The following is a 24,513-nucleotide window of genomic DNA, read 5'->3' on the forward strand; positions in this document are numbered from 1 at the left end:
CCCCCGCCCCACCCGCCCCTCGAATCACTGCCGGTGGAACCGGCCCGGAGTGTGTCAATTGATCACCCTTGCAGACGCCGCCCTCGATCCGGCGCTGACCAGAGACGGCACCCAGCCACTTCTGACCTATTACAACGACGCCACCGGTGAACGAACCGAACTGTCGGGTCTGACGGCCGCCAACTGGGCGGCCAAGACCGCGAACATGATTCGCGACGAGTTCGGGCTGATGCCCGGCGACGTCGTCGCGGTCGACCTGCCCGCCCATTGGCAGACCGCCGGCGTACTCCTCGGGGCGTGGTGGGCCGGTATGCACGTGCGGCTGGGTTACAGCGACGATGCCGCGCTGGCGTTCTGCTCGATGGACAGTCTGGACGGCATGGATCAGGCGCCCGAGATCGCGGTGGTCTCACTCGACCCCTTCGGCATGCCGCTGCGCAATCTACCGATCGGTCTGACGGACTACGCGGCATCGGTTCGGGTGCACGGAGACCAGTTCCGCCCAAGCGGCCCAGCCGATCCGGCACTCGATGACCGCACCGTGGCAGAGATCGTCGCCGCTGCCACCGCGTCAGCCGGCGCCGCGGCGATCGTGGCGGGTTCCCGGGTCCTGTCCACCGGCCTCTGGGATACCACCGACAACCTCATCGTCCATCTGCTGACGCCGCTGATCGCCGGCGGCTCCCTGGTGCAGGTGGCGCATCCCGATGAGAGCAAACTGCCGTCACGCGCAGCCACCGAGAAGGTCACCACCACCCTGTCCTGACCTCAGAACAGGGTTGGCTGAAGCTCTTTCACGGGCGCATGCGTCTGCGCCGCCCGGCGCAGCGGGTTATCCCCTGGGCCTTCGTCGGGAGGACCGGCGAGCCCGTGTTTCTCGATCAGGGGTGTCATGCGCTCGCGCAGCCATTTCTGATATTCCGAGGCCGCGTAGGCACCACGGCCGTAGATCTGGCGGTAGGTCTTCAGCAGCGCGGGATGGTTCTCGCCGAGCCAGGTCAGATACCAGTTGCGGGTCGGCCCACGCAGATGCAGAGGAATCGCGGTCACCGACGTCGCGCCGGCACCGGCCAGCGCCGCGAACAAGTCGTCGAGTGCGGCCCGGGAATCGGTGAGCTGCGGCAGGATCGGCGCCGCCATCACATGACAATCCATACCCGCGTCCCGCACCGCGGTGATCAGATCCAGCCGCGCGCGGGCCGACGGAGCCCCCGGCTCCACATGCTTGCCCAGGTCTTCGTCGAGAAGCGCCAGTGAGATCCCGATCGACACCGGTACCTTCTGGGACGCCAGTGACAGGAGCGGAAGGTCGCGGCGGAGCAACGTTCCCTTGGTGAGGATCGACATCGGCGTACCGGAATCGGCCAGGGCTCCGATGATCCCCGGCATCAGCCGGTAGCGCCCCTCTGCCCGGTGGTAGGGATCGGAGTTGGTGCCGAGCGCCACCGGTTCCCGCTTCCAGCTCCTGCGCGACAATTCCTTTCGCAGGACCGCGGCGACATTCATCTTCACCACGATCTGGGTGTCGAAGTCACGGCCGGCATCGAGATCGAGGTATTCGTGTGTACCCCTGGCGAAGCAGTACACACACTGGTGCAGGCATCCGCGCATCGGATTGATCGACCACGTGAACGGAACCTTCGCCCCGTCGGGCACCTTGTTGAGCGCACTCTTACACAGGACCTCGTGAAAGGTCACGCCCTCGAAGTCGGGGGTTTGAACCGACCGCACCAGACCGGCCCTCTCCAGCCCTGGCAGGGCCGGAGAGGCCGAGTCCTCACCCGATTCGGGTTCGGAGGCCAGAAGTTGACCGTCCCATCGCATGGGGACAAGTCGAACATCCGTTCTATTCGATGTCAAGTCCACCGCACCCAGACATCGAGATCCTGCCAATCATCAAGCCGCGCCGAAGTATCCGCATTTTCCGCACGGCAGCATTCGCATTCTCACAGTGCCGCAGCCGGATCCGCACGCAGTGCGTGCCGGGCCGGGAGCGCGGCGGCGAGCAACCCGGCGAGTCCACCGACCACCACGATGCCCGTCAGCACACCCCACGGCATGTCCGGAGCGGCGAACTTCTCGGTGCCGAGCACGGCGGCTGCACCGGCAAGACCATAGCCGGTACCCAGGAGCACACCCAACGCGGAGGCCACCGCCGCCACCGTGGCGGCCTCGATCAGCAGCATGGCCTGGACTCCGGATCGACTCAGACCGACCACCCGCAGGAGTGCGTTCTCACGACGACGGTCGATGACCGACAGTGCCATCGTGTTCCCCACCCCGATCAGCGCCACCATCACCGCCACGGCCAACAGCGCCAGCACGATCCGCAGGACCAGTGTGACCACATCGTCCAATTGCTGTCCGATCTCGACCCCGCCGGAGAACGTCGCGTCGGGCGTGGAGGCGGCAACGAGGTCACGCAGCGATGCGACGACATGGTCACTGTTCTCGCCGGTCGAATCGAGCCGGACCGCCACCGCAGTCGGGGCATCGGAGGCTGAGACCGCCCCACGATCGGCGAAGGATCCGCTGTCCCCTTCGGTCACCCGCATGACGCGCGTGACGCCGCCCGCCACCACCGAGACCTCCTGTCCCACATGAACCCCCGCCATTGACATGTCCTCCGGCGCCAGCGCGATCTCGTCGGACAACGGTGCACTGCCGCTGCGCATCACCTTCTGCAGCTGCGCCGTGTCGACGGCACCCACCGCGATCGGGACGCCGTTGACGCCGATGTCCGTGCGGGTCACCGCAACTGTGCCGGAGACACCCGATGTCCTCCGGATCCCCTCGACGACGTCGTCGCCCAACGGACTGCCCGACGACATGATCAAGTCGACCGGATGCATGTCGGCGATCAATGCGGAGGCACTGGACCGGACCGCCCCCGCCCCGGTCACCATCATCGTGGTCAGCGTGATCCCGATGATCAGCGCCGACGCGGTGGCCGACGTACGGCGGGGAGACCTGCCCAGGTTCGCCGCCGCGAGTTCGGCCACCGGCCCCACCGAGGTCCGGCGCAGTGCCCGCGCACCACCCATACCCACACCCCGGATCAGTGGCGGAAAGACCACGACACCGATCAGCATGACGGCTAGAAATGTCATCGCACCACCGAATCCGGCGGCCGCGCCCGACCCCTGGGTCAGGCCGAGCACCAGAACGGCCACCCCCACCACACCGAGGACCGCACCGCACCACAGGCGCGCGACCGGTCGGCCACCGCGTCCCGACGTGTCGCCGGCGGCAAACGCGGCGAGCGGGGACACCTTGGTCGCCATCCGGGCCGGCACGGTCGATGCCACGAGCGTGATCACCACGCCCAGCAGAAGAGGCACGATCACTGCGGTGACCGGTATCGACAGGTCTGTCAGCGGAACCCGGGCGCCGGTCAGCCGCACGAGGGCCGTCGCTGCCGCCACTCCGCCGATGCCCAGCACCACACCGATGATCGAGGCGACCACGCTCAGGATCAGCGCCTCCAACCGCACCACGGAACGTATCTGGCGCACCTCTGCTCCGGCGCATCGCAGCAGTGCGAGCTCACGGGTACGCGAAGACACCAGCACGGCAAAGGTATTGGAGATGACAAGTGCAGACACCAGCGCAGTGATGGCGGCGAAGCCCAACAGCACGAGTGCAAGCATGTCGTTTTCACCGGTGTACCGCGACAGCACCTTGTCTGCCGCCGCGGTTCCGGTGACCACCTCGGCGCCGGGTACCGACGCGACCTGCACGCGAACGGCGTCGAAAACCATTGCGGGATCGGCCGAACCGTCGAACACGGACCGGATGACCACATCTTCGCCGCGCTCGGACTCCCGGCCCGGAGCGACAGCGGCCACTGCTTCCGAGGGCGCGAAGAGCTGCGTGGTGCCGGCTGCGGCGCCGTGGGACTTCAGCAGTCCCACCACCGTCATCTCGGTGGCGACCCGATCGGTGGCGGTGTCGACGTCCGGCCGCACATAGAGCCGTTGTCCGACAGCGAAATTCGAACCCGCATAGGCCACCGCCTGCGCCGGCCCCCGGGGCAGCTCTCCGACCGAGAGCCGCTGCCACCGCAGCGCGTCATCGTCGGCCATCGTCCCCAGACTCACCTGGTTGTACGACTTGTCGCCACTGGTGACGCTGACCCATCGGACCCGGTCCACGGTCGCCGACGCGACCCCCGGGACACCGGCAACCTGCCGGCCGGTGTCATCGGCGAACTCACCGGGGACCAGTACGGCGGCATCGACACCGGAGAACTGACCGGCCACCGCGTCCCGCATCGATGCCTTGGAGGTCGCGTTCAGGGTCAACGTCGCTGCGACGAACGCCACGGAGACCGCCACCGCGAGCGCCGAGGCCAGGTAGCGTCCCTTGTTGGCGCGCAACTGCGCCCAGGCGAAGCCCCTCATCGCAGTCCTCCGGTGACAGGTGCGGCGGCAGGTCCGAGACGGACCATCGACGCGAGGACCGATTCCGCTGTGGGCGAGACGATTCGATCGACCAGTTGACCGTCGGCCATCACCAGGACCTGATCGCAGTACGCGGCAGCAACCGGATCGTGGGTCACCATGACGATGGTCTGCCCGTCCCGTCGACTGCTGTCCCGCAGCAGTGACAACACCTGCGCGCCCGACGTGCTGTCGAGGTTGCCGGTGGGTTCGTCGGCCAGGATGAGTCGCGGCCGGCCCAGCATCGCCCGTGCGATCGCAACCCGCTGCTGCTGCCCGCCGGACAGTTCCCCTGGCATGTGGTCGAGGCGGCCGGAGAGACCGAGGACATCGACGAGTTCGTCGAACCAGGCCGGATCAGGCCTGCGCCGGTCGAGCGTGAGCGGCAGCACGATGTTGGCGCGAGCGGTCAACGCCGGCAGCAGATTGAAGGACTGGAAGACGAAACCGAGTTCCCGGCGCCGCAACCGGGTCCGCGCAGAGTCGTTGCAACGCCCCAGATCTGTGTCGCCGACCATCACCGTGCCGGCGGTGGGGGTGTCGAGTCCGGCCAGGCAATGCATGAGTGTCGATTTCCCCGACCCCGACGGTCCCATGATCGCCGTGAACCGTCCCGACGGCACATCCACACTGACGTTGCGCAGCGCGTGGACCACCGCGTCACCCTCGCCGTATGACTTGTACATCTCTATCGCGCGTGCCGCAATTGCCACTTGCATCGCCGTACCTCCCGATTGTTCGCACCCCACTGCCGGTGCATCCGATATCAGCGCGCTCTATTGAGCTGCGGGACAAACGTATTGCCGGAAGTGGTCATCGATCATCGGCGCGGCGAGGTATCTGTTGGACCGCTGGGCATCATTCCACGGTCTGATACTCCCCCACCGGTGGGACTACTCGTGCAGTCGCAGAAGGTCGTCGAGACCGACCAGTCCGGTCCGGAATGCGAACAGCACCACCTGCACACGGTCCCGCGAACCGGTTTTGGTCAGGATTCGGCCGACGTGGGTTTTCACGGTCGCGAGCGACAGATGAAAATCCGCGGCGATCTCGCCGTTCGACTTCCCGATCGCAATCGCTTGCAGCACTTCGGTTTCACGCGGGGTCAGCGCATCGATCAGGTTGACGTCCTGCGGCCGGGCCACCGCACCCACCTCCGCCGGCGGTAGCGAACCTGTGGCGGCCACGTGCGCCAGCAGGCGGCGGGTCGATCGTGGCGCGATGACCGCGTCACCCGCGTAAACGGTACGGATCGCTCCGAGGAGGTCTTCGGGCTGCGCATCCTTGAGCAGGAATCCACTTGCGCCCGCCGCAATGGCGGCGAAGAGGTATTCGTCGGTGTCAAACGTGGTGAGAACCAGGATCTTCGGCACCTCACCGGCAGAGGCGAGTATCTGCCTGGTCGCGGAGATGCCGTCGACGCCGGGCATCTGCACATCCATGAGCAGCACGTCGGCACCGCTCACCGAGAGGCGGGCGACCGATTCCGCACCGTCGCCGGCCTCGAACACCACGGACAAGTCGGGCTGGGAATCGATGACCATGCGAAAGCCCGCCCGGACCAGTGCCTGGTCGTCGACGAGGCCGACCCGGATCGGATCACTCACCGGAATCCACCGATCGGCAGGACAGCACTCACCTGGTATCCGGGTCCATCCGTCCGCGCACCGGCTCGCAATGTCCCCCCGTGCAATTCCGCGCGCTCGCGCATACCCAGCACACCCTTGGCTCCGGACTCGACCTGTCCGGGGCCACCGCCGCGGCCGTTGTCCGTCACCGTGATCGTCAAATCCACTTCTCCCCACTGTAATTCGACATCTGCCGCAGCATCGACTCCGGCGTGTTTGAGTATGTTGGTCAGCGATTCCTGCACGATCCGGAAAGCGGTGAGCCCGCAACCGGTGGATACATCCCGGGGCCCGCCCACCGACTCGAGGCGTACCGGCAATCCGCCGGCCCGGACGGCATCGATCAGTTCGGGTAGATCGCCGATGCCCGGCACGGCCCGGGTGTCGCGCGGACCGTCGTCGCGCAGCACACCGAGCAGCGATCTCATGTCTGCCAGGGCCTGTCTGCCGTTGTCCGCGATGGTCGCCAGCGCGCGGGTCGCCGCCGCCGGATCATGCTCGGCCGCGTAGCGACCGCCGTCGGCCTGCGCGATGACCACCGTCAGGGTGTGGGCGATGATGTCGTGCATCTCGCGGGCGATGCGGGTGCGTTCACCGACCGCGGCGAGCTCGGCTTCCTGCGCCCGCTCGAGTTCGAGGAGCCGGGCTCGCTCCCTGAGCGAGTGGACCTCGCGCATCCTCGAGCGGCGGAGCATCCCGACCGCCCACACACCGGCGGTGATCGCTGCGAGGAATGCCGCACCGATGAAGTTGTATTCGAAGGAGCGCGACTCTGGGGCCTCGGAGTAGAAGCGTCCAGAGGAGCCCATGCCGGCGAGGACCCCCAGGACGAGCGCCGCTCGGGTGCCCCATACCGAACCGTAGGCGGCCATCGAATACAACCCGATCACGCCGGTAACGCTGACGGCGGGACTGAGTTGCTCGTCGACCGCGATATGCATGAAGGCCGCGGCGGCGATCACCAGGCCGGACGCGTCCGGACGAGTTCGACGGAACGCCAAGGCCACGCAGACGACGGTCCCCAGCGTTATCCGCCACCCGGTGTTCGCGCCCATGTGTTCCCACAGTTCGGGTACCACCGCGACGAGCGCGATCGCCGCGGCGAGTAGCGAGTCGAGGAGCAGCGTCTTCGTCTGCGCAAACCGGTTCCAGCGATCGAGGAGCCGCTGGGTGTCCATTCCGGTCAATCTAGTACGTCACCGCGCGGCCCGGCATCAGACCACGGGTGGATCTGAGAGCCCGGAGTTGGTGGGTTCTGGTGAGGCCGACCTGGGCATATGCTCACCCGAACCCACCAAGATCGGGTCAGCGCAGGAGTGCTCGTGACATCACGACGCGCTGGATCTGGTTGGTGCCCTCGTAGATCTGGGTGATCTTGGCATCGCGCATCATGCGCTCGACCGGGAAGTCGCGGGTGTAGCCGGCGCCACCGAAGAGCTGCACCGCATCGGTGGTGACCTCCATGGCCACATCCGAGGCGAAGCACTTGGCGGCGGCGGAGATGAACCCGAGGTTCTTCTCACCACGCTCGGCGCGCGCGGCCGAGGTGTAGACCATCAGACGAGCGGCCTCGACCTTCATGGCCATGTCGGCGAGCATGAACTCCACACCTTGGAAGGTGCTGATCGACTTACCGAACTGCTTACGGTCCTTGGTGTACGCGATCGCCTGATCCAGAGCGCCCTGAGCGATACCGACGGCCTGGGCGCCGATGGTCGGGCGGGTGTGATCGAGGGTCTCCAGAGCGGTCTTGAACCCGGTACCCGGTTCGCCGATGATCCGATCACCCGGAATGGTGCAATTCTCGAAATACAGTTCCGCGGTCGGCGAGCCCTTGATGCCGAGCTTCTTCTCCAGCGGGCCGACGGTGAAGCCGGGGTCGTCCTTGTGGACGATGAACGAGGAGATGCCATTGGCACCCTTGTCCGGATCGGTGACGGCCATGACGGTGTACCAGGACGACTTGCCGCCGTTGGTGATCCAGCACTTGGAACCGTTGAGGACCCAGTCGTCGCCGACGGCCTTGGCCCGCGTCTTCATCGACGCCGCATCGGATCCCGCCTCCCGCTCGGACAACGCGTAGGACGCCATTGCCTCACCCGAGGCCAGGGTCGGCAGGACCTGCTGCTTGAGCTCTTCGGATCCTTTGAGGATCAGACCCATCGTGCCCAGCTTGTTCACCGCCGGGATCAGCGAGGACGAGGCACACACGCGGGCGACCTCTTCGATCACGATGCACGCGGCGACCGAATCACCACCCTGACCGTCGTACTCCTCGGGCACATGGATGGCATTGAAACCTGACGCGTTCAGCGCGGCGAGAGCTTCCTCGGGGAACCGGGCCTTCTCATCGACGTCCGCGGCGTGCGGTTCGATCTCTTTCTCCGAGAGCGCCCGGATCGCCGAACGCAACTCGTCATGCTCGTCACCAAGCTTGAACAGATCAAAGTCCGGGTTACCGGCCATCAGAACACTCCTCGTAGGCGCCAGCGGATAATTTGTTCGCCCAATTCTAATACCGCCGAGATCTTCAGTTACTGGCGGGTAACTAGCCTTCCCAACGCAGCAGCCAAAGCTAGCCTTGGGTCAACCCCAACCCAGCATGTGGAAGGCGAACCCCAGATGAGCCATAAGCCCTCACCTGCAGAAGCACTCTCCGATTTCGAGAAGACCGACTTCACCCACTTCGGCAGAACCCGGATCATCTACCGCCGAGGACAAGGCCCGGCGGTGATCATCATCGCCGAGATTCCCGGGATCACCCCGAAGGTCCTCGAGTTCGCCCGCAAGGTCTCGGACATCGGTTGCACCGCAGTACTTCCCAGCCTTTTCGGAATCGACGGCCTCGATCCCCACCACGCGGCGCCCGCCGACCTCGGAAAGATGGTGGCCTCCCTGGTCCCGGCCTGCATCAGCAGCGAGTTCACCACCCTGGCCACCGGGAAATCCTCGCCGGTCGTCGCCTGGCTGCGCGCACTGGCAGCGCACGAGCACGCGCGTTGCGGCGGACCCGGCGTCGGCGCGATCGGCATGTGTTTCACCGGCGGATTCGCGCTGGCGATGGCCACCGACGAGCGCCTGCTCGCACCGGTACTGGCGCAACCCTCGCTGCCCGGGCGGCCGATCAACGCCTTGGCAGGCAACATCGACATCTCGCCCGAAGAACTCGAAACGGTCAAGGGGCGTTGCGCCCGGGGGCTTCAAGTTCTCGGCGTCCGGTTCAAGAATGACCGCTTGTCTCCGCCAAAGCGATTCGAGTTCCTCCGCGAGCAACTCGGCGACGCCTTTGTGGCGATCGAACTCGACGACAGCGCTGCCGGTCCGTCGCCGATACCGCCGCACTCACCGTTGACCGAGCACCTCATCGACGAACCCGGTCAGCCGACCCGTCAAGCACTCGATGAGGTCCTCGACCTCTTCCGGCGACGCCTGCTCACCACCGCGGGTTGATCGCCGGCCCGGATGGCCGGGGCCGACATCTCAAGACCTCTGTTGCTGACCCAATGGTTAGGTTAGGCTCCCCAATTGCGCCTGATCGACCTTCGCCCCTTGTCGCTGTGCACTCAGCGCATCCGGGGCCGGCCTTCGGCAATTCATGACACGAGCGATTCATGGCAACAGAGGAGCACGATGACCAGATCTCACATGCGGGCGCGGGATACGCGACGACGCGCCAAAAAGGCACTCGGCATCGTCGCCGCGCTGACCCTGCTGACCGGTCTGGCCGCCGCCTGCTCGTCCGACAGCTCAGCGGACGAACCGCAGACATCGTCGACGTCCGAGACCGAGGCAACCGATTCGTTCCCGCTCACGGTGGAACACGAGTTCGGTTCCACCACCATCGAATCCGAACCCAAACGGGTGGTCAGCGTCGGGTACACCGAGCAGGACATCCTCCTGCAACTCGGCGTCGTACCGATCGCCGTGACCGAGTGGTACGGCGACCAGCCCTACGCGGTCTGGCCGTGGGCCCAGGAGCTCCTCGGCGACAACAAACCCGGGGTGCTCTCGGTCACCGATGGTTTCCAGTACGAGAAGATTGCCGCCCTGGAACCCGATCTGATCATCGGGACCAACGCCGGCATGGACCAGACGAGCTACGACCAGCTCAGCCAGTTGGCTCCCACCGTGGGCACCGTCAAAGACGCGTCGGCCTTCTTCTCCAACTGGCAGGCACAGACGCGACTGATCGCGTCCGCCGTGGGTCGTTCGGCGGCCGGTGACGACATCGTCACGGAGGTCGAAGACGCCTATGCCCGAGCACGATCTGAACACCCCGAGTTCGCGGGGCTCTCGGCGACCTTCACGCAGGGCGCACCCTACGACGGATCGCTGTACACCTACCCGGCCGGGTTGAACACCGACTTCCTCACCGATCTCGGGTTTGTCATCACGCCGGGCCTGGAGAAGTTCTCCCCCGAACCCGACAGCCAGGCATTGATCTCGGCCGAGAACGTCGAACTCCTCGATGCCGACGTGATGGTGTTCGCCACCGAAACACAGGAGGGATTCGACGAACTGATGAAGTTCGGTACGTTGCCGAATCTGAATGCGGTCAAGAACGGCAACGTGGTCTACACCGATCCGACTCTGGCCGGGGCCATCTACTTCCTCACCCCGCTCAGTCACCTCTACTCCATCGAGAACCTGGTCCCGGCGCTCAGCGCGGCGGTGAAAGGCGAAGCACCCCAGAGCTTCCCGGCGTAGTTCAAGTGACGATGCCCCGTCGCCCGGATCCCGGGCGGCGGGGCAACGGGGCCATTCAAACGATTCAGCCCAGCAGTTTGTCCCGCAGCGCTTGATCTTTCGCGAGGACCATGTCCGACAGGCCCGCCTGGAACCGCTCCATCGCGGCCCGCAGAGCCGGATCGGCGGCGGCCAGGATCCGCACGGCCAGCAGACCGGCGTTGCGGGCGCCGCCGATGGACACCGTGGCCACCGGGACACCGGCCGGCATCTGCACGATCGACAGCAACGAATCCATGCCGTCGAGATACTTCAGCGGCACCGGCACGCCGATGACGGGCAGCGGCGTCGCCGACGCCACCATGCCCGGCAGATGCGCAGCACCACCGGCACCGGCGATGATGACGGAAATTCCTCGTGCGGCAGCATCTTTCGCGTAGTCGAGCATGCGCTGCGGGGTCCGGTGAGCCGAAACGACACCGACCTCGAATCGCACACCGAACTCAGCCAGCGCCTCAGCGGCCGCCTCCATCGTGGGCCAATCCGAATCGCTGCCCATGATGAGGCCGACCTGCGGCCCCGACGTCGTCGCTGCTGTCACGTCCCGTGTATCACTCACCGTGTACATCCCATCCGTCGGTCCAGACTCCCTGCGACATCCAGTGTGCCGCGCGTTCCGCGATCTCCCGGACACGTGCAACGTCGTCCGGATCGTCGATGTCGTCCGATGCCGCGCCGAGCACGTTGATGTGCCCGATCTTGCGGTCGCGCCGCTCACCCTTGCCGTAGAGATGCACCCTGGCCTGAGGGATCCGCGCGAAGAGGTGGTGCAGTCGTTCGTCCATGGACATCTCCGGCGGGTTCTCCGCACCCAGGATGTTCGCCATCACCGTGATCGGGGCCCGCGGACCGGTATCTCCGAGCGGGTAATCGAGCACCGCCCTGAGATGTTGTTCGAACTGGCCGGTGACCGCGCCGTCCATGCTCCAATGTCCACTGTTGTGTGGTCGCATGGCCAGTTCGTTGACCAGCAGATCACCATCGAGAGTCTCGAACAACTCCACTGCCATCACCCCCACGACCCCGAGCTCACCGGCCAGCGACAACGCGAGTCGCTGGGCCTGCGCGGCGACGTCGGCGTCCAGCGACGGCGCCGGGGCGATCACGACTGCGCACTGACCTTTGCGTTGCACGGTCTCGACCACCGGCCACACCGCACCCTGACCGAACGGCGACCGGCCGACCATCGCCGACAGTTCGCGGCGCAAGGTGACCTTCTGTTCGGCCATCAGGGCTGTGCCCTCGGGCGCTCCGGCCAGCACATCGAGCGCCTGCCGACGGTCGTCGATCAGCCAGACACCGCGACCGTCATAGCCGCCGCGGATCGCCTTGATGACGATCTGCCAGTGATGTCGGTCACCGAACTCGATGAGTTGCGCCTGCGGATCTGTGCCCGCCAGCTCGACGTAGTCCGGGATGGGTGCGCCGAGCGACGCCAGTTTGCGGCGCATCAGCAACTTGTCCTGGGCGTAGATCAATGCGGTTGGCGGCGGCAAGACCTTGACGCCCTCGGAGACGAGCACCTCGAGATATTCGACGGGCACACCCTCGTGATCGAAGGTCAGCGCGTGGCAACCGCGGGCCGCCTCCCGGAGGTCGTCGAGGTCGGTGTGCGAACCCAGAACCAGGTCAGGGGTCACCTGACCGGCAGGTTCGTCAGCCGAACCGGCCAGGACGCGAAGACGCTGTCCCAGCGCGATCGCTGCCTGGTGTGTCATCCGGGCCAGCTGCCCGCCGCCGATCATGGTCACCACGGGCATCCCCGACCCCGCGGCCGTGCGGCTGCCGGTTGTCGCGGCGCCGCGCTCTGCGGAGACCGGGGCGGGGGCCGGGGGAACCGTTGCCGCGACCGATTCGGGAGCTGGGCTTCGATCACTCGTCACGGCTACCAATCGTGTCACGTGCAGCCCCGAACGCATGACACGGGCAGGGTCTCGAGGTGCGGGATTCGTACCCGGACGAAAATATTTCGTAGACTGCATCCTTGTGTCATTCATCGACGGGCTGATGTCCCGTACGCCAGCGCCGATCCGAGCGCTGTCGATGCGTCACCACGAGCTGATCAAGTTCGCGATCATCGGCGGATCGATGATGCTCTTCGACATGGCGATCTTCTATTCGCTGAGCTTGACGGTTCTCGAAGCCAAGCCGGTCGTCGCCAAGATCATCTCCGGTGTCCTGGCCACGATCGTCAGCTACGTCCTCAACCGCGAGTGGGCCTTCAAGAACCGCGGCGGTCGCCAGACGCACCACGAGGCCATGCTGTTCTTCGCGATCAGCGGCGTCGGTGTCGTCCTACAGGCGGCCCCGCTGTTCGTCGCCAACAACCTCTTCGACGTCCGCAACTCGGTGGACGTCAAACAGCTGGTCATCATCGATTTCGTCCTGGGTTACATCATCGGCAATCTGATCCAGATGGCTTTCCGGTTCTGGGCGCTGCGCCGCTTCGCGTTCCCCGAGACCGACCTGAACAGCACCCCGTCCGACGCGGCCGGCCTCGAACCCGCACCGGCACCCACGCCCGAATAGGCCTGCCCACAGCAAGGCGTCAGGTGCGCTACCGAGGTTCGCTCTGATCGCTCAGCCCGGTGGCCGCACTGAAATCGTCGAAGTCGTATCTCGGCACCACGATCGCGAAGGTCGGTGGACGACGGTGCAACAGATCCAATCGCCCTCCATCGGCCTCGATGAGTGCCCGCGCCAGCGACAGCCCGACACCGCTCGAACCACCTTCCGAATAGCCCCGCGCAAACACGTGCGGCGCACTCTCGTCGGTCACCCCAGGCCCCTGATCGGACACCGAGATCCGGATCATGCCGCTTCCCGGTAGTTCCCGGGTGTCCACGACGGTGTCGCCCTCGCCGTGCTGCAGCGCGTTGTCGACCAGCACCGCGAGGGCCTCTCGCAGCCGGGTGGGAGTCACCCGTGCGGCGGCCTGTCCGGCCGTCTGTGCGGTCAACTGGCGCCCCCGCACCTCGAATGCCTGATGGAAGTCCGAAACCACCCGGGCGACCTGCTCCGGGATCGCCACCGGATCGAGCGTGGCCACCCGCTCTCCGCGTGCGGCCGAGATCAGCTCGTCGAGGTCGTTGGCCAGTCTCTCGACCTGGCCGAGAGCCGCTTCGGCCTCGTCCACCACGGCAGTGTCGGGATGGATCGACAACTCGTCGAGCCGGAGCCGGATCGCGGTGAGACGGCTCCGGAGCTGATGGGACACCTCACCGATGATCCGGCCCTCCCGTTCGAGCCGGGTGATGATCTCACTGTTCGCGGCATCGAGCGCCGACGACATCCGGTCGAGTTCCTCGATGTCGTAGTGCCGGCCCGCGGTCCCGAAGTCGCCCTGGGCCATTCGCGCAGCTCGCTCGGCGACCTCTTCGAGGGGATCGGAGAGGCGTCCGGCGGTCACCGACGCCACCACGACACCCGCGATCACCGAGATCGTCACCACCAGCGAAACGACGCCCACCGCGCCCCACTGCCGGCCGCGCACCTGCGTCTGCGGAATGGACAGGGTCAGTGTCCCGGCCTCACCCAAGGCGAGCGACTCGCTGACCGGAGCTTCCTCGAGTTCGGTGCCGATGCTGACCTCACGTTGCACGGGGCCCGCCGGGGTCGACTGCGGGAAATCCATCACCAGCAAACCCTGGTCGGGCACGAGCAGCCGGAACTTCTCCCGATCCAGAGTCCCCGAGACCGTGCCGTCCTCGCCCTCCTGGCGGAGCAACTCGCTCGAGATGCGTTCGAGTCTGTTGTCGAGATCCTTGTGGACGGTGTCGTCCACCCACCACCACGCGGTGAACATCAGTGGCACACCGAGAAGCAGTCCGATGCCGACGACCATCCCGATCATCGACCGGAGTATGCGGCCGCGCACGTCTAGTCGGGATCGAAGCGGAAGCCGACACCGCGGACGGTGACGATTCGCTTCCGGCGGCCGGGCTGGTCGTCGCCGATCTTGCGGCGCAACCAGGAGATGTGCATGTCGAGTGTCTTGGACGACAGCAGATCCGGTGTACCCCAGACCTCGGTCAGGATCTCCTCGCGGCTGACCACTTCTCCGGCGCGCTCCATCAGATAGCGCAGCAGGTCGAACTCCCGGTTGGCCAGGGTGGTGTCGACCCCGGACACCAGAACCCGGCGACCTCGCGCATCGAGGTGGACGTCGCCCGCCTCGATCACCACGTCAGCGGTCTGTTTGCGGCGTAGCAGCGCCCGGACCCGGGCCAGGAGCTCGGCGAGACGGAACGGTTTGCCGACGTAATCGTCGGCACCGGCGTCGAGACCGACAACGAAGTCGACCTCGTCGGTCCGGGCGGTGAGCATCAGCACCGCCAGCTGCGGCCGGGTCTGCCGGATGCGGCGGCAGACCTCGAGTCCGTCCATCTCGGGCAGCCCCAGGTCGAGCACCAGCAATTCGAACCGTCCGCTGCCGGCCAGGCTGAGCGCATCGGTCCCCGTGGTGACGACCTCACAGCCGTAGCCCTCGCGGTTCAGCGCGCGGGCCAGCGGCGTGGAGATCGCTTCATCGTCCTCGGCGAGCAGTACATCGGTCACGTGACCAACCTAGGCCCCTCGCCCGCCGATGTTCACCGACGTCCGCGGAAGTCGTCGCCGTCAGCAGTGTCGAAGACCTCGTGATAAAGCAGCGAATGGACTCGTTCGACCTGTGGGATGTCGTTGAACTCGAGCGGATCCTCGGACGCCGACTCGATGATCAGCGTTCCTGTCCGCAGGATCCGGTCGACGAGACCGTGCCGGAACTCGACTGAGTTGATGCGCTGGACCGGGATGTCGATACCGGAGCGGGTGATGATGCCGTTGCGGTAGGTGACGCGGCGATCGGTGAGCACAAAATGTGTGGTCCGCCAGCTGATGAACGGGCGGACGAAGAACCACAACACGATACCGACCCACAGCACCGCGATGATGATGCCCAGGGTCGTCTTGGTGGATGACCCGAGATCGGAGGTCGACAGGTATCCCCCCGCGGCACCGGCCAACGCGGTCCCGACGACAAAGACCAGCGTCGGCATCAACAAGCACTTCCAGTGCGGGTGGTGGTGCAGGACCACGCGTTCGCCCTGGGCCAAAATGCTCTCCGGATACCCCATCAACAGGCCTTCCCATTCGACTCGCATGTAAACCCGACGCAGGGTGCGCCACAACTCGACGTGCCGTAATCAAACCACCCCGGATCGCCCCCGAGCGGACGTCGCGCCCAGAAATTCGCGAACATGGGGTTACGGTTGTCCCCTCATCATTGAACACCGCAGGTATCACGATCAGTAGACTCACCTGCAAGGGAGGTGCACGATGTACCCGAACGACCCGAACAAACCGCGCACCCAGCGGTTCGACCAGGGATACAACGCCGATCCGCAGGCGCCCCAGGCCTACCCGGATCAGGGCTATCAGCAGCCCTACCGTGACAACCAGTACCGGGACGACCAGTACTACGCCGCCGCGCCGCAACCGGCGACCCCGCAACGCCGGCCCAAACCCCGTCGGCCACAGGTCAATCCAGGGATGTACATCGGCGGCGTCCTGGCCACCGCAGTGGTCACCGCCCTCGCGGCCTGGCTTGTCGCCTGGATCATCCGGCTCATCATCACGCGGGTGAACGAGACCGGCGCCCTAGGTGTCTGGAATCCGATGGCCAACGACGAGTACTGGTTCGGCGTCGTCGCGTTCTTCTGCGCCATCTTCGCCGGAGCGCTCTGGTACGTCCTGCAACTGGCGACGCCGGCGCCCAACCAGTTCTTCAAATGGATCGTCGGACTGCTTGTGGTCGCGGCCATGCTGATCCCGCTGCTGCTGTCGCTCGAATGGGTCACCGGTATCTCGACGGCGATCGTCCACGCGGTGATCGGCCTGCCCATCATGTTCCTGATCCCAGCGATGGGAACCAAGAGCATGGAACATCACTGACGTGAACTGATTTCAGCCTGAACCGATCTCACCGTGAACTGATCACATCCGAACTCGCCTGCAGGATTCGCGCAGGCGAGTTCGTCCATTCCTGGGCCCGGGCCCGACCGGGGCTCAGTCCGTGACGCGCAGGTGCGTCACGTCGCCGGCTGCCACCGCCACCCGCTTACCCGTGGCGTCCTCCACCACCACCCGCCCGGTGTTGTCGATCTCGACGGCCGCGCCCTCGAGCTGCTCGTCGAGTGGCAGCTCCACGCGTACCTGATGACCGAGCGTCACGCAGTTGTCGCGATAGTCGCGGCGCAGGCCGTCGAGATCCTGCGGCCACTGTTGCAGGCGCCGGGACAGCGCGGTGAGAACCGCCGCGGCCAGGTCCTGCCGACTGACGTCAGCGCCCGCCAGGTCCAGCGAAATCGCGGTCGGGACCGGCAATTCGGCCTCGGTGAGGCTCACGTTGATCCCCATCCCGATGATCGCGACCGTCCCCGACGGACCGCGGGTCAGTTCCGCCAGGATCCCGCAGACCTTGCGCCCGCCGACGCCGTCGGTGGTCCCACCGGGCTCGGGCAGCAGTACGTCGTTGGGCCATTTGAGTACCGGCGCGAGGTCGCTGACCGCCCGGATGCCCTCCACCACCGCGAGCCCGGTCAACAGCGGCAGCCAGCCGAGCGCGGACGGGGCATCCGGAGAATCCGCGGCGACCGCGACGGACATGGCCACCTGCGTGCGCGGTGGGCTCTCCCAGTGCCGGGCATGCCGTCCGCGTCCCGCGCTCTGATGTTCTGCGACCAGCACCGAACCGACGCTGTCCGTGCTCGCGGCCAGGGCAACCAGGTCGGCATTGGTCGAACCGGTTTCCTCGACCACCCGCACCGACTGCCAGCGCGTACCGGCCACGGCGTCTCGAAGTGTGTGTTCGTCGATGGGGACGCGGTTCGCTGCCTGCGGATTCATACCCTCAGCCTATTGGCCCGACCACGATTCAACGTCGGTTCCGGCCACGATTCGGCACCCGGATCCGCCCGTGTCCGGCACCCCCCACCTCAAATGTGAGTTAAACCTCAGGTTAGCCCGGCGCGCACCGTCTTCACACGGTGTGGATAGCATCAAGGCCATGACGAGTTCCCCCCAGGACGCGCAAGCGGCGCCGGACATCCACACAACTGCCGGAAAACTCACTGACCTGCACAATCGCCTTGCCGAGGCCAAACACCCGGTCGGCGAAGCAGCAGTTGAGAAGACCCACGAGAAGGGAAAGCTCACCGCTCGTGAGCGCATCACCCATCTCCTGGACGACGGTTCGTTCGTCGAGCTCGACGCACTGGCCCGTCACCGCAGCACCAACTTCGGACTGGGAGATCGCCGTCCGGTCGGCGACGGTGTGGTCACCGGATACGGCACCATCGATGGCCGTGAGGTCTGTGTGTTCAGCCAGGACGTCACGGTCTTCGGCGGCAGCCTCGGTGAGGTCTATGGCGAGAAGATCGTGAAGGTGATGGATCTCGCGATCAAGACCGGCCGACCGCTGATCGGCATCAACGAGGGCGCCGGCGCCCGCATCCAGGAAGGTGTGGTCTCGCTCGGCCTGTACGGCGAGATCTTCCACCGCAATGTGCGCGCCTCGGGTGTCATCCCGCAGATCTCGCTGATCATGGGCGCGGCCGCCGGTGGGCACGTCTACTCCCCCGCGCTCACCGACTTCGTGGTCATGGTCGACAAGACCAGTCAGATGTTCGTCACCGGCCCCGACGTGATCAAGACCGTCACCGGCGAAGACGTCACGATGGAAGACCTCGGCGGCGCCCACACCCACATGGCCAAGTCCGGTGTTGCGCACTACGTCGGCACCGACGAAGAAGACGCCCTGGATTACGTCAAGGACCTGCTGAGCTACCTGCCCAGCAACAACCGTGGCGAGGCCCCGCGTGTCCCGGTTGCCGCACCGGCCGCCGGATCGATCGAGGACACCCTGACCGACGAGGACCTCGAGCTCGACACCCTCATCCCGGACTCCCCGAACCAGCCATACGACATGCACGAGGTCATCCGCCGTGTGCTCGACGACGACGAGTTCCTCGAGGTCCAGGCCGAGCGCGCGATGAACATCATCGTGGGCTTCGGTCGTGTCGACGGACGCAGCGTCGGCATCGTCGCCAACCAGCCGACCCAGTTCGCCGGCTGCCTCGACATCGATGCCTCCGAGAAGGCCGCACGCTTCGTGCGGACCTGTGACGCCTTCAACGTGCCGATCATCACCCTCGTCGACGTCCCGGGCTTCCTGCCCGGAACCGATCAGGAATTCAACGGCATCATCCGCCGTGGCGCGAAGCTCCTCTACGCCTACGGCGAGGCCACGGTCGGCAAGATCACCGTCATCACTCGCAAGGCGTACGGCGGCGCGTACGACGTCATGGGCTCCAAGCACATGGGCGCCGACGTGAACCTGGCCTGGCCGACCGCACAGATCGCCGTCATGGGCGCCTCGGGCGCGGTGGGCTTCGTCTACCGCGGCAAGCTCAAGGATGCCGCCGCAAACGGCGACGACGTCGATGCATTGCGTCTGCAGTTGCAGCAGGAGTACGAGGACACCCTCGTGAACCCGTACGTTGCCGCCGAGCGCGGATACGTCGACGCGGTCATCCCGCCGTCACACACGCGTGGACAGATCGCCACCGCGCTCAAGCTTCTCGAGCGCAAGATCGTGAACATGCCGCCGAAGAAGCACGGAAACATCCCCCTATGAGCGACGACACCACACCCGCGGGCGACGAGACCGCGGCACCGGCTGCACCGTTCCTCACCGTGGTCAAGGGCAACCCGTCCGACGCCGAGGTCGCTGCGCTGGTCGGCGTCCTCGCCGCGGCGAGCGGACCAGGTGCGCCCGCCGATCCCGGTCCCCGCGAACTCTGGGGTTCGCACGCCGATCGGCTCCGGCCGGCAGGTGGGTTGGCGCCGAGCGCATTCCCGAACCTGCGGTGGGACTACTGATCCGGTGACGCTCGGGAATCGCCGATGACCCGGTTCGTCCTGGCGTCGGCGTCACCCGCACGCCGAAAGATCCTCGGCGCCGCCGGCATCAGCCCGGTGGTATCGGTCTCCGATGTCGATGAGGACGCGCTGCTCGCACAAGCGGGCAGCGCGTCCTCACCGCCCGAGATCGTGACGATGCTCGCCCACGCCAAGGCGATCGACGTCGCCGGCCGCCTCGACGAGGACATCGCCGCGAATTCGGTTCTCATCGGCTGCGATTCGATGCTGCTTCGCGATGGCTCCCTCTCCGGCAAACCGGGTAGCGCACAGGTCGCGCTCGCCCAGTGGGCGCAGATGCGGGGTACCGAGGCACAGCTGATCACCGGCCACTGCCTGCTGCGACTGATCGACGGTGAGATCGTGGCCACCGAAACCGGCAGCGTCGCAACAACTATTCGTTTCAGTTCGCCCACCGACGATCAGATCGCGGCGTACGTGGGTACCGGCGAGCCGCTGCAGGTGGCCGGAGCATTCACACTCGATGGCCTCGGCGGCTGGTTCATCGACGGCATCGACGGTGACCCCTCATCGGTGATCGGTATCAGCCTCCCGCTGGTCCGCACCCTGCTCGATCGGGTCGGTGTCAATGTCACCGATCTCTGGACTGGCACTGATCTGTCGGCCACCGACGCGTGACGCCCGGCTCACCAGAATCTGTACGTCAGACCCCACCCGGTCAGTTCTTCGCCGAGTTGCTCACGGAGCAGTTCGTTGTCCCCGAAGTGGTCCGGATGGATGCCGAAGAACGTGATCGTGATCGTGTCACCGTAGTCGACCGCCCACGCCGCCACGGCCGGTCCCAGCGTCCGGCGATGCTCAGGTGGACGTCCGGTCATGATGGCGCGGATCGCGAACGACGACGCAGTCACTCCGCCCAGTTCGAGCGCGGTCGACGGCACCACACCAAGATTGGACACCGTCGTGTCCGGGCCCGGAATCGATTGCATCAGCTTCCCGACGAGCCGCTTGGGCAGCAATCGGACAACCGCCTGCATGTTGTCCGAGACCTGCGCCGAACCCGAGTTCGCATAGTCGGCAAACGCCTGCTTGCTCAGCGCCCGGATCTCTGCCAGACCTCGCCGGGGGTTCATCTCACCGGATAGCCGGATCCACACGCCACCCGAGGCATTCGCACGATCGTCGTCGTCCCCCCGTCGGTTCACCGCGATGCAGATCTTCATCTGCGAGCCGGGCGTCCGATATCCAGATCGCTGCACCAGTCCGGCGAGCAGGGCTGTGAAGAGGCTGTTCGAGGTCCCACCGTGCTCGGCCGCGCAGTCGAGCCACTGCTGTTTGTCCACATCGACCGTGGCCAGGGTCGGATCGGGGCCGCCGCGTGCGTCCGTGCCGGCCGGCGACCGCTTCTCCTTCGACTTCCCTTGTGCATCATGACGATTACGCCACAACTCGCGGGCAATGACAGCCAGGGAGCGGCCTGCGGCGCGGACCTGTCCGCCGGCATCGGAGAGGTCGGCTCGCAGCCCCTTGCGCCCACTGGCCTGCACCGCGGTCGGCAGATTGCTGGTCGACACCTGGGCGTGGGCTTGTGCCAACGCGGCGTACAGCCCCTGACCGTCCGAGAGCATGTGCGAAACGAGAAGTGAGACTACATATTTCCCGGAATCGGTGGCCACGGCATCGAGCTTCCAGCCATGACCGTCCGCCGGGCGCAGCGCCGATTCGCGCAAACGTTCGTCCAGCCACTCCCCGATGTCGGCATCGGGAACCGCTGCTCGCCCGAAGTCGACCCCGGGCACGACACCGGCCCGGACCCAGCGGTCGCGAGCAAACGGAACGCGAGTGCGAAGGACCCTGCGATCGAGGCGTCCGCAGGACAACTCATCACGGAGACGGACGATCGCAGCTCGACCCGGGTCCTCGTCGAAGACCCACATGAACTGTATCGGCGCCCCGAGACCAAAGAGGTCCTCTGCCAACAAGTACGACTCATCGGCACCGCCGACCCTGCCCGCTTCCACTGTGGGATGCATTGATTCACCCTTCGATCGTCATGTCACCAGATGCGATACGGCACGCCCCACGCATCGAGCTCCGCGCCCAGCAACCGATGCAGGTCCGCCCGACCGGGGAAGGCGGATTCGTCAAAAGCCACCACCGAGAAGGTGATCTGATCGCCGACCTCCAACAGCCACGATTGGACTCCGTCGCCGAATCGGTAGGGCAGCTGCGCGTTCACCCCCTGGGCGATACCCCTAAACGCCACACCGGAAGCTTGTACACCACCGATATTCGTGAGTTCGGCGGCGAACACACCAAGATTCGAGACCACCGCATCCGGCATACCACCTCCGGAGCTCACCGCCTTGACGATCAGCGACGTCGGGATGAGCCACATCAGGGGCATCAGATGGATCATGGCCGGTCTTCGGCCCTGCGACAACGCGGTGAACGCGGCCTTGCACTTTCGTCGTATCGGACCGAGGTCGCCGCCACGGTCGGGATCGTCGGTCAGGTACACCGACACCCCTGCGGTCGCGTTACCACCGGTGTCGCCCGCCGTACGATGACTCACCGGGATTCCCACCTTGATCGGCTGCCCGGGCGGCGAGTGTCCGCTCGACCGCAACAGTCCGGAGATCACCGCCACGAAGAGCGAATTGCCGGTACCTCCATGGTGATCCGCCACCGCGCCCCAGTCGCCACGATCCACGCTGACGATCGCCCACCGCCCGGTCGCCGTCGGCGATCTCACATCGATCGGCGAGCGGTCCGGCCGCACCGGCACCGGCGGTGTCGAGCGTCCCCGCGTAGTCGCCCACACGGCTCGCACCACGCCCGATATCGCCTCCGATACCAGCCTGACCCCGTCTGCCCCATCCGCCAGCAGTGAACGTGCGGTGACCCGCCGATCCCCCGCCACGGAGTCTGCACCGTGACCGGAGAGGGCTCCTGCCGCAGCGTCAACCATCGCCTGGCCATCGGTCACCAGGTGAAGCGCGGTCAACGACAGCACGAAGCCACCGTCGTCGGTCGGCGCTCCACGCAGGCGCCACGATTGACCGCGCTCGGCATCCAAAGGCGCCGTGTACATTTCGTCGGCTGCCCACTCTTCCACGAGATCGGCGATGATCGTGGAATCGTCGATGATCGCTTCCCCCGCGGACTCCGAGCGAACCCAGCGAGGCCGACCGAACGGAACCGTCGACCGGACAAGACCACGGCTCAGCGGACTCCGCGCCAGCTCTGCCGCGACCGCGGTCAATGATTCCGGCGAGGGTGGACGGTCGAAGGTCCACACCACCTGAAGAACCACCGACCAGCCGAAGGCGCGACGGACGAACCAATAGGTGAACTCTTCCGGAGCGAGTCTCATCTATCCGACGGACTCCGACGAGCGGCGATGCGCCGCCCGCTCGATCACGTCGACAGCGGCTGCCGTCGCCTGTTCTGCCGGGATCAGTCTGGTCGCCAGGTCCTGCGATCGCTGGGTGTATCCGGGTGCCATAACGGTGCGCAACCTGGCTTCCAATGTCTCGGCGGTGATCCCCTTCAAACGGGTCGACACCCCCACACCGAGGCGTTCGAGCTGCAGACCCCAGAACGGCTGATCCGAACCGACCCAGCAGACGACCGACGGCTTTCCGGCGCGGATCACCTCCGACGTGGTGCCCGCACCGCCGTGATGGACCACCGCCCGGCAACGGGTGAACACCCGACGATGGTCGACCGACTCCACGATTCGAATCATGTCGGACCGGCGCGGGTCGATACTTCCCGCCTCGGACTCTCCCAGACCCAGATCGCTCCATCCCGCACAGATCAGCGCTCGCTGCCCCAACCGTCGGCATGCCGTCTCGATTGCCGTCAGGACACCGGCGGTGTCCCGAACCGGCATGCTGCCGAATCCGAAGTAGATCGGCGCCGGCCCGCCGGCGATCCAATGATCCGTCGCGGGGTCGGGCACCTCGGTTCCGATCCGGCTCCGCAGTTCGCCCGGAAGATCGACGAAACCGACCAACGGGCGGCGGTTGTCCCACGCGTCCTCGAGTCCGGGACAGAACACCGGGTCGTACGCCTGGACCTCGGTCACGCCCGCTGCGGCCATCCTTCGGGACAGGACACCTCGCACCGGCCCCAGACCCAGGAGTGCACGGAGTCGATTCTCCCGTCGTCTGGTCAGGATCCAGAACAACCGGTCGACCAGACGCCAACTCAGCGTATTGACCCAGGGCGGAAGGGAGAGCGGAGCACCGGGGAACGGCGAGATCAGCGGATTGTCCGCGATCGGCGCGTGATGCAGCACGACCAAGGGCACCGAATCGCGCTGGGCAAAGGCGAAAGCGATCTGCTGGGTGGTGAAACCGGTCACGATGATGTCCGCGGTCGCACAGAGATCGAACATCTCGTCGACCATCTGTTGCCATCCCCGATCCCGGATCTCCGTCAAAGCGCGAAGCCGTGCGCGCGGTCCGCCCTTCCGCAATCCGTCTCGAACAAGATCTGAGTTCATGTGTGCGCGTGTGTCGTATCCGAAGGACCGCACGGCCAGGCCGGCGCCCTCCACGAACCCGGCCAGATTCGGCGGCGCCCCGACCACCACCTCGTGTCCCCGTCCGGCCAGCTCGACACCGAGCACCACCGCAGGCTGGACATCGCCACGCGTTCCGTTCAGCGCGAGCACAACGCGCATGCCACCTCCCCGGGTTCTGCGCACGAAACCTTCGACTCGACAACGATCCTAGGTGAGAGGTTAGGGTCGTGCAGTGTCAGCAGCC

General features: G+C 66.1%; 23 protein-coding genes. 8 read left to right on the forward strand and 15 right to left on the reverse strand.

What is annotated here, in order from left to right:
- Positions 1–58 precede the first annotated feature (58 nt).
- Positions 59–766: a TIGR03089 family protein gene (locus VIQ49_RS12815; protein WP_331885178.1), complete on the forward strand. Its 708-nt coding sequence runs from the start codon at positions 59–61 to the stop codon at positions 764–766.
- A gap of 2 nt (positions 767–768) precedes the next feature.
- Here VIQ49_RS12815 and VIQ49_RS12820 read toward each other — a convergent pair whose 3' ends face one another.
- From VIQ49_RS12820 to VIQ49_RS12845, 6 genes are all read right to left on the reverse strand, one after another.
- A complete protein-coding gene (locus tag VIQ49_RS12820) occupies positions 769–1,824 on the reverse strand; it encodes an Rv2578c family radical SAM protein (protein ID WP_331885103.1) in 1,056 nt (351 codons plus the stop codon).
- Positions 1,825–1,946: 122 nt separating this feature from the next.
- Positions 1,947–4,403 (reverse strand): ABC transporter permease, encoded by a 2,457-nt coding sequence (locus tag VIQ49_RS12825; RefSeq protein WP_331885105.1) that lies wholly within the window; start codon positions 4,401–4,403, stop codon positions 1,947–1,949.
- On the reverse strand, positions 4,400–5,161 hold the full coding sequence (locus VIQ49_RS12830; RefSeq protein ID WP_331885107.1) for an ABC transporter ATP-binding protein: 762 nt from the start codon (positions 5,159–5,161) through the stop codon (positions 4,400–4,402). The genes VIQ49_RS12825 and VIQ49_RS12830 overlap by 4 nt, the downstream gene beginning before the upstream one ends.
- A gap of 174 nt (positions 5,162–5,335) precedes the next feature.
- Entirely contained in the window at positions 5,336–5,986 is a 651-nt protein-coding gene (locus VIQ49_RS12835) for a response regulator (protein WP_414731628.1), read from the reverse strand.
- A gap of 59 nt (positions 5,987–6,045) precedes the next feature.
- Positions 6,046–7,248 (reverse strand): sensor histidine kinase, encoded by a 1,203-nt coding sequence (locus VIQ49_RS12840; RefSeq protein ID WP_331885111.1) that lies wholly within the window; start codon positions 7,246–7,248, stop codon positions 6,046–6,048.
- 127 nt (positions 7,249–7,375) lie between these two features.
- The gene (locus VIQ49_RS12845; RefSeq protein WP_331885113.1) at positions 7,376–8,536 is read right to left on the reverse strand and encodes an acyl-CoA dehydrogenase; all 1,161 of its coding nucleotides are present in this window, start codon (positions 8,534–8,536) and stop codon (positions 7,376–7,378) included.
- A gap of 156 nt (positions 8,537–8,692) precedes the next feature.
- Between VIQ49_RS12845 and VIQ49_RS12850 the strand changes: the two genes are divergently transcribed.
- Entirely contained in the window at positions 8,693–9,520 is an 828-nt protein-coding gene (locus tag VIQ49_RS12850) for a dienelactone hydrolase family protein (protein ID WP_331885115.1), read from the forward strand.
- Positions 9,521–9,700: 180 nt separating this feature from the next.
- On the forward strand, positions 9,701–10,777 hold the full coding sequence (locus tag VIQ49_RS12855; RefSeq protein ID WP_331885117.1) for an ABC transporter substrate-binding protein: 1,077 nt from the start codon (positions 9,701–9,703) through the stop codon (positions 10,775–10,777).
- A gap of 64 nt (positions 10,778–10,841) precedes the next feature.
- On the opposite strand, the gene purE is transcribed toward VIQ49_RS12855, so the two are convergent.
- Both purE and VIQ49_RS12865 read right to left on the reverse strand, forming a co-directional pair.
- Positions 10,842–11,384: a 5-(carboxyamino)imidazole ribonucleotide mutase gene (gene purE / locus VIQ49_RS12860; protein WP_331885119.1), complete on the reverse strand. Its 543-nt coding sequence runs from the start codon at positions 11,382–11,384 to the stop codon at positions 10,842–10,844.
- Complete coding sequence (locus VIQ49_RS12865) at positions 11,368–12,576, reverse strand: 5-(carboxyamino)imidazole ribonucleotide synthase (protein WP_331885180.1); 1,209 nt, start codon at positions 12,574–12,576, stop codon at positions 11,368–11,370. The genes purE and VIQ49_RS12865 overlap by 17 nt, the downstream gene beginning before the upstream one ends.
- 226 nt (positions 12,577–12,802) lie before the next feature.
- On the opposite strand from VIQ49_RS12865, the gene VIQ49_RS12870 reads away from it, so the two are divergent.
- A complete protein-coding gene (locus VIQ49_RS12870; RefSeq protein ID WP_331885121.1) occupies positions 12,803–13,345 on the forward strand; it encodes a GtrA family protein in 543 nt (180 codons plus the stop codon).
- Positions 13,346–13,373: 28 nt separating this feature from the next.
- Here VIQ49_RS12870 and VIQ49_RS12875 read toward each other — a convergent pair whose 3' ends face one another.
- The 3 genes from VIQ49_RS12875 to VIQ49_RS12885 are packed head-to-tail and all read right to left on the reverse strand — an operon-like array spanning position 13,374 to position 15,930.
- On the reverse strand, positions 13,374–14,669 hold the full coding sequence (locus tag VIQ49_RS12875; RefSeq protein WP_331885123.1) for a HAMP domain-containing sensor histidine kinase: 1,296 nt from the start codon (positions 14,667–14,669) through the stop codon (positions 13,374–13,376).
- A gap of 26 nt (positions 14,670–14,695) precedes the next feature.
- Complete coding sequence (locus VIQ49_RS12880; protein WP_331885125.1) at positions 14,696–15,373, reverse strand: response regulator transcription factor; 678 nt, start codon at positions 15,371–15,373, stop codon at positions 14,696–14,698.
- Between the two features lie 32 nt (positions 15,374–15,405).
- Entirely contained in the window at positions 15,406–15,930 is a 525-nt protein-coding gene (locus VIQ49_RS12885) for a PH domain-containing protein (protein ID WP_331885182.1), read from the reverse strand.
- A gap of 202 nt (positions 15,931–16,132) precedes the next feature.
- On the opposite strand from VIQ49_RS12885, the gene VIQ49_RS12890 reads away from it, so the two are divergent.
- The gene (locus tag VIQ49_RS12890; RefSeq protein WP_331885127.1) at positions 16,133–16,747 is read left to right on the forward strand and encodes a hypothetical protein; all 615 of its coding nucleotides are present in this window, start codon (positions 16,133–16,135) and stop codon (positions 16,745–16,747) included.
- Between the two features lie 114 nt (positions 16,748–16,861).
- Here the strand turns inward: VIQ49_RS12890 and VIQ49_RS12895 are convergent, their stop codons facing one another.
- On the reverse strand, positions 16,862–17,701 hold the full coding sequence (locus VIQ49_RS12895; protein ID WP_331885129.1) for a biotin--[acetyl-CoA-carboxylase] ligase: 840 nt from the start codon (positions 17,699–17,701) through the stop codon (positions 16,862–16,864).
- A 160-nt stretch (positions 17,702–17,861) separates the two neighbouring features.
- On the opposite strand from VIQ49_RS12895, the gene VIQ49_RS12900 reads away from it, so the two are divergent.
- Genes VIQ49_RS12900 through VIQ49_RS12910 form a run of 3 tightly spaced genes read left to right on the forward strand, consistent with a single transcriptional unit; the run spans position 17,862 to position 20,413 of the window.
- Positions 17,862–19,490 (forward strand): acyl-CoA carboxylase subunit beta, encoded by a 1,629-nt coding sequence (locus tag VIQ49_RS12900; RefSeq protein WP_331885131.1) that lies wholly within the window; start codon positions 17,862–17,864, stop codon positions 19,488–19,490.
- Positions 19,487–19,735, forward strand: coding sequence for an acyl-CoA carboxylase epsilon subunit (locus VIQ49_RS12905; RefSeq protein ID WP_331885133.1), 249 nt, complete (start codon positions 19,487–19,489; stop codon positions 19,733–19,735). The genes VIQ49_RS12900 and VIQ49_RS12905 overlap by 4 nt, the downstream gene beginning before the upstream one ends.
- A gap of 24 nt (positions 19,736–19,759) precedes the next feature.
- Positions 19,760–20,413: a Maf family protein gene (locus VIQ49_RS12910; RefSeq protein ID WP_331885135.1), complete on the forward strand. Its 654-nt coding sequence runs from the start codon at positions 19,760–19,762 to the stop codon at positions 20,411–20,413.
- Positions 20,414–20,421: 8 nt separating this feature from the next.
- On the opposite strand, the gene VIQ49_RS12915 is transcribed toward VIQ49_RS12910, so the two are convergent.
- Genes VIQ49_RS12915 through VIQ49_RS12925 form a run of 3 tightly spaced genes read right to left on the reverse strand, consistent with a single transcriptional unit; the run spans position 20,422 to position 24,428 of the window.
- Positions 20,422–21,768, reverse strand: coding sequence for a hypothetical protein (locus tag VIQ49_RS12915; RefSeq protein ID WP_331885137.1), 1,347 nt, complete (start codon positions 21,766–21,768; stop codon positions 20,422–20,424).
- A 23-nt stretch (positions 21,769–21,791) separates the two neighbouring features.
- The gene (locus VIQ49_RS12920; protein ID WP_331885139.1) at positions 21,792–23,111 is read right to left on the reverse strand and encodes a hypothetical protein; all 1,320 of its coding nucleotides are present in this window, start codon (positions 23,109–23,111) and stop codon (positions 21,792–21,794) included.
- Complete coding sequence (locus VIQ49_RS12925) at positions 23,112–24,428, reverse strand: glycosyltransferase (RefSeq protein ID WP_331885141.1); 1,317 nt, start codon at positions 24,426–24,428, stop codon at positions 23,112–23,114. It abuts the gene before it with no gap.
- Positions 24,429–24,513: the final 85 nt, after the last annotated feature.

The organism is Williamsia sp., from assembly GCF_036566845.1.
Lineage (GTDB): Bacteria > Actinomycetota > Actinomycetes > Mycobacteriales > Mycobacteriaceae > Williamsia.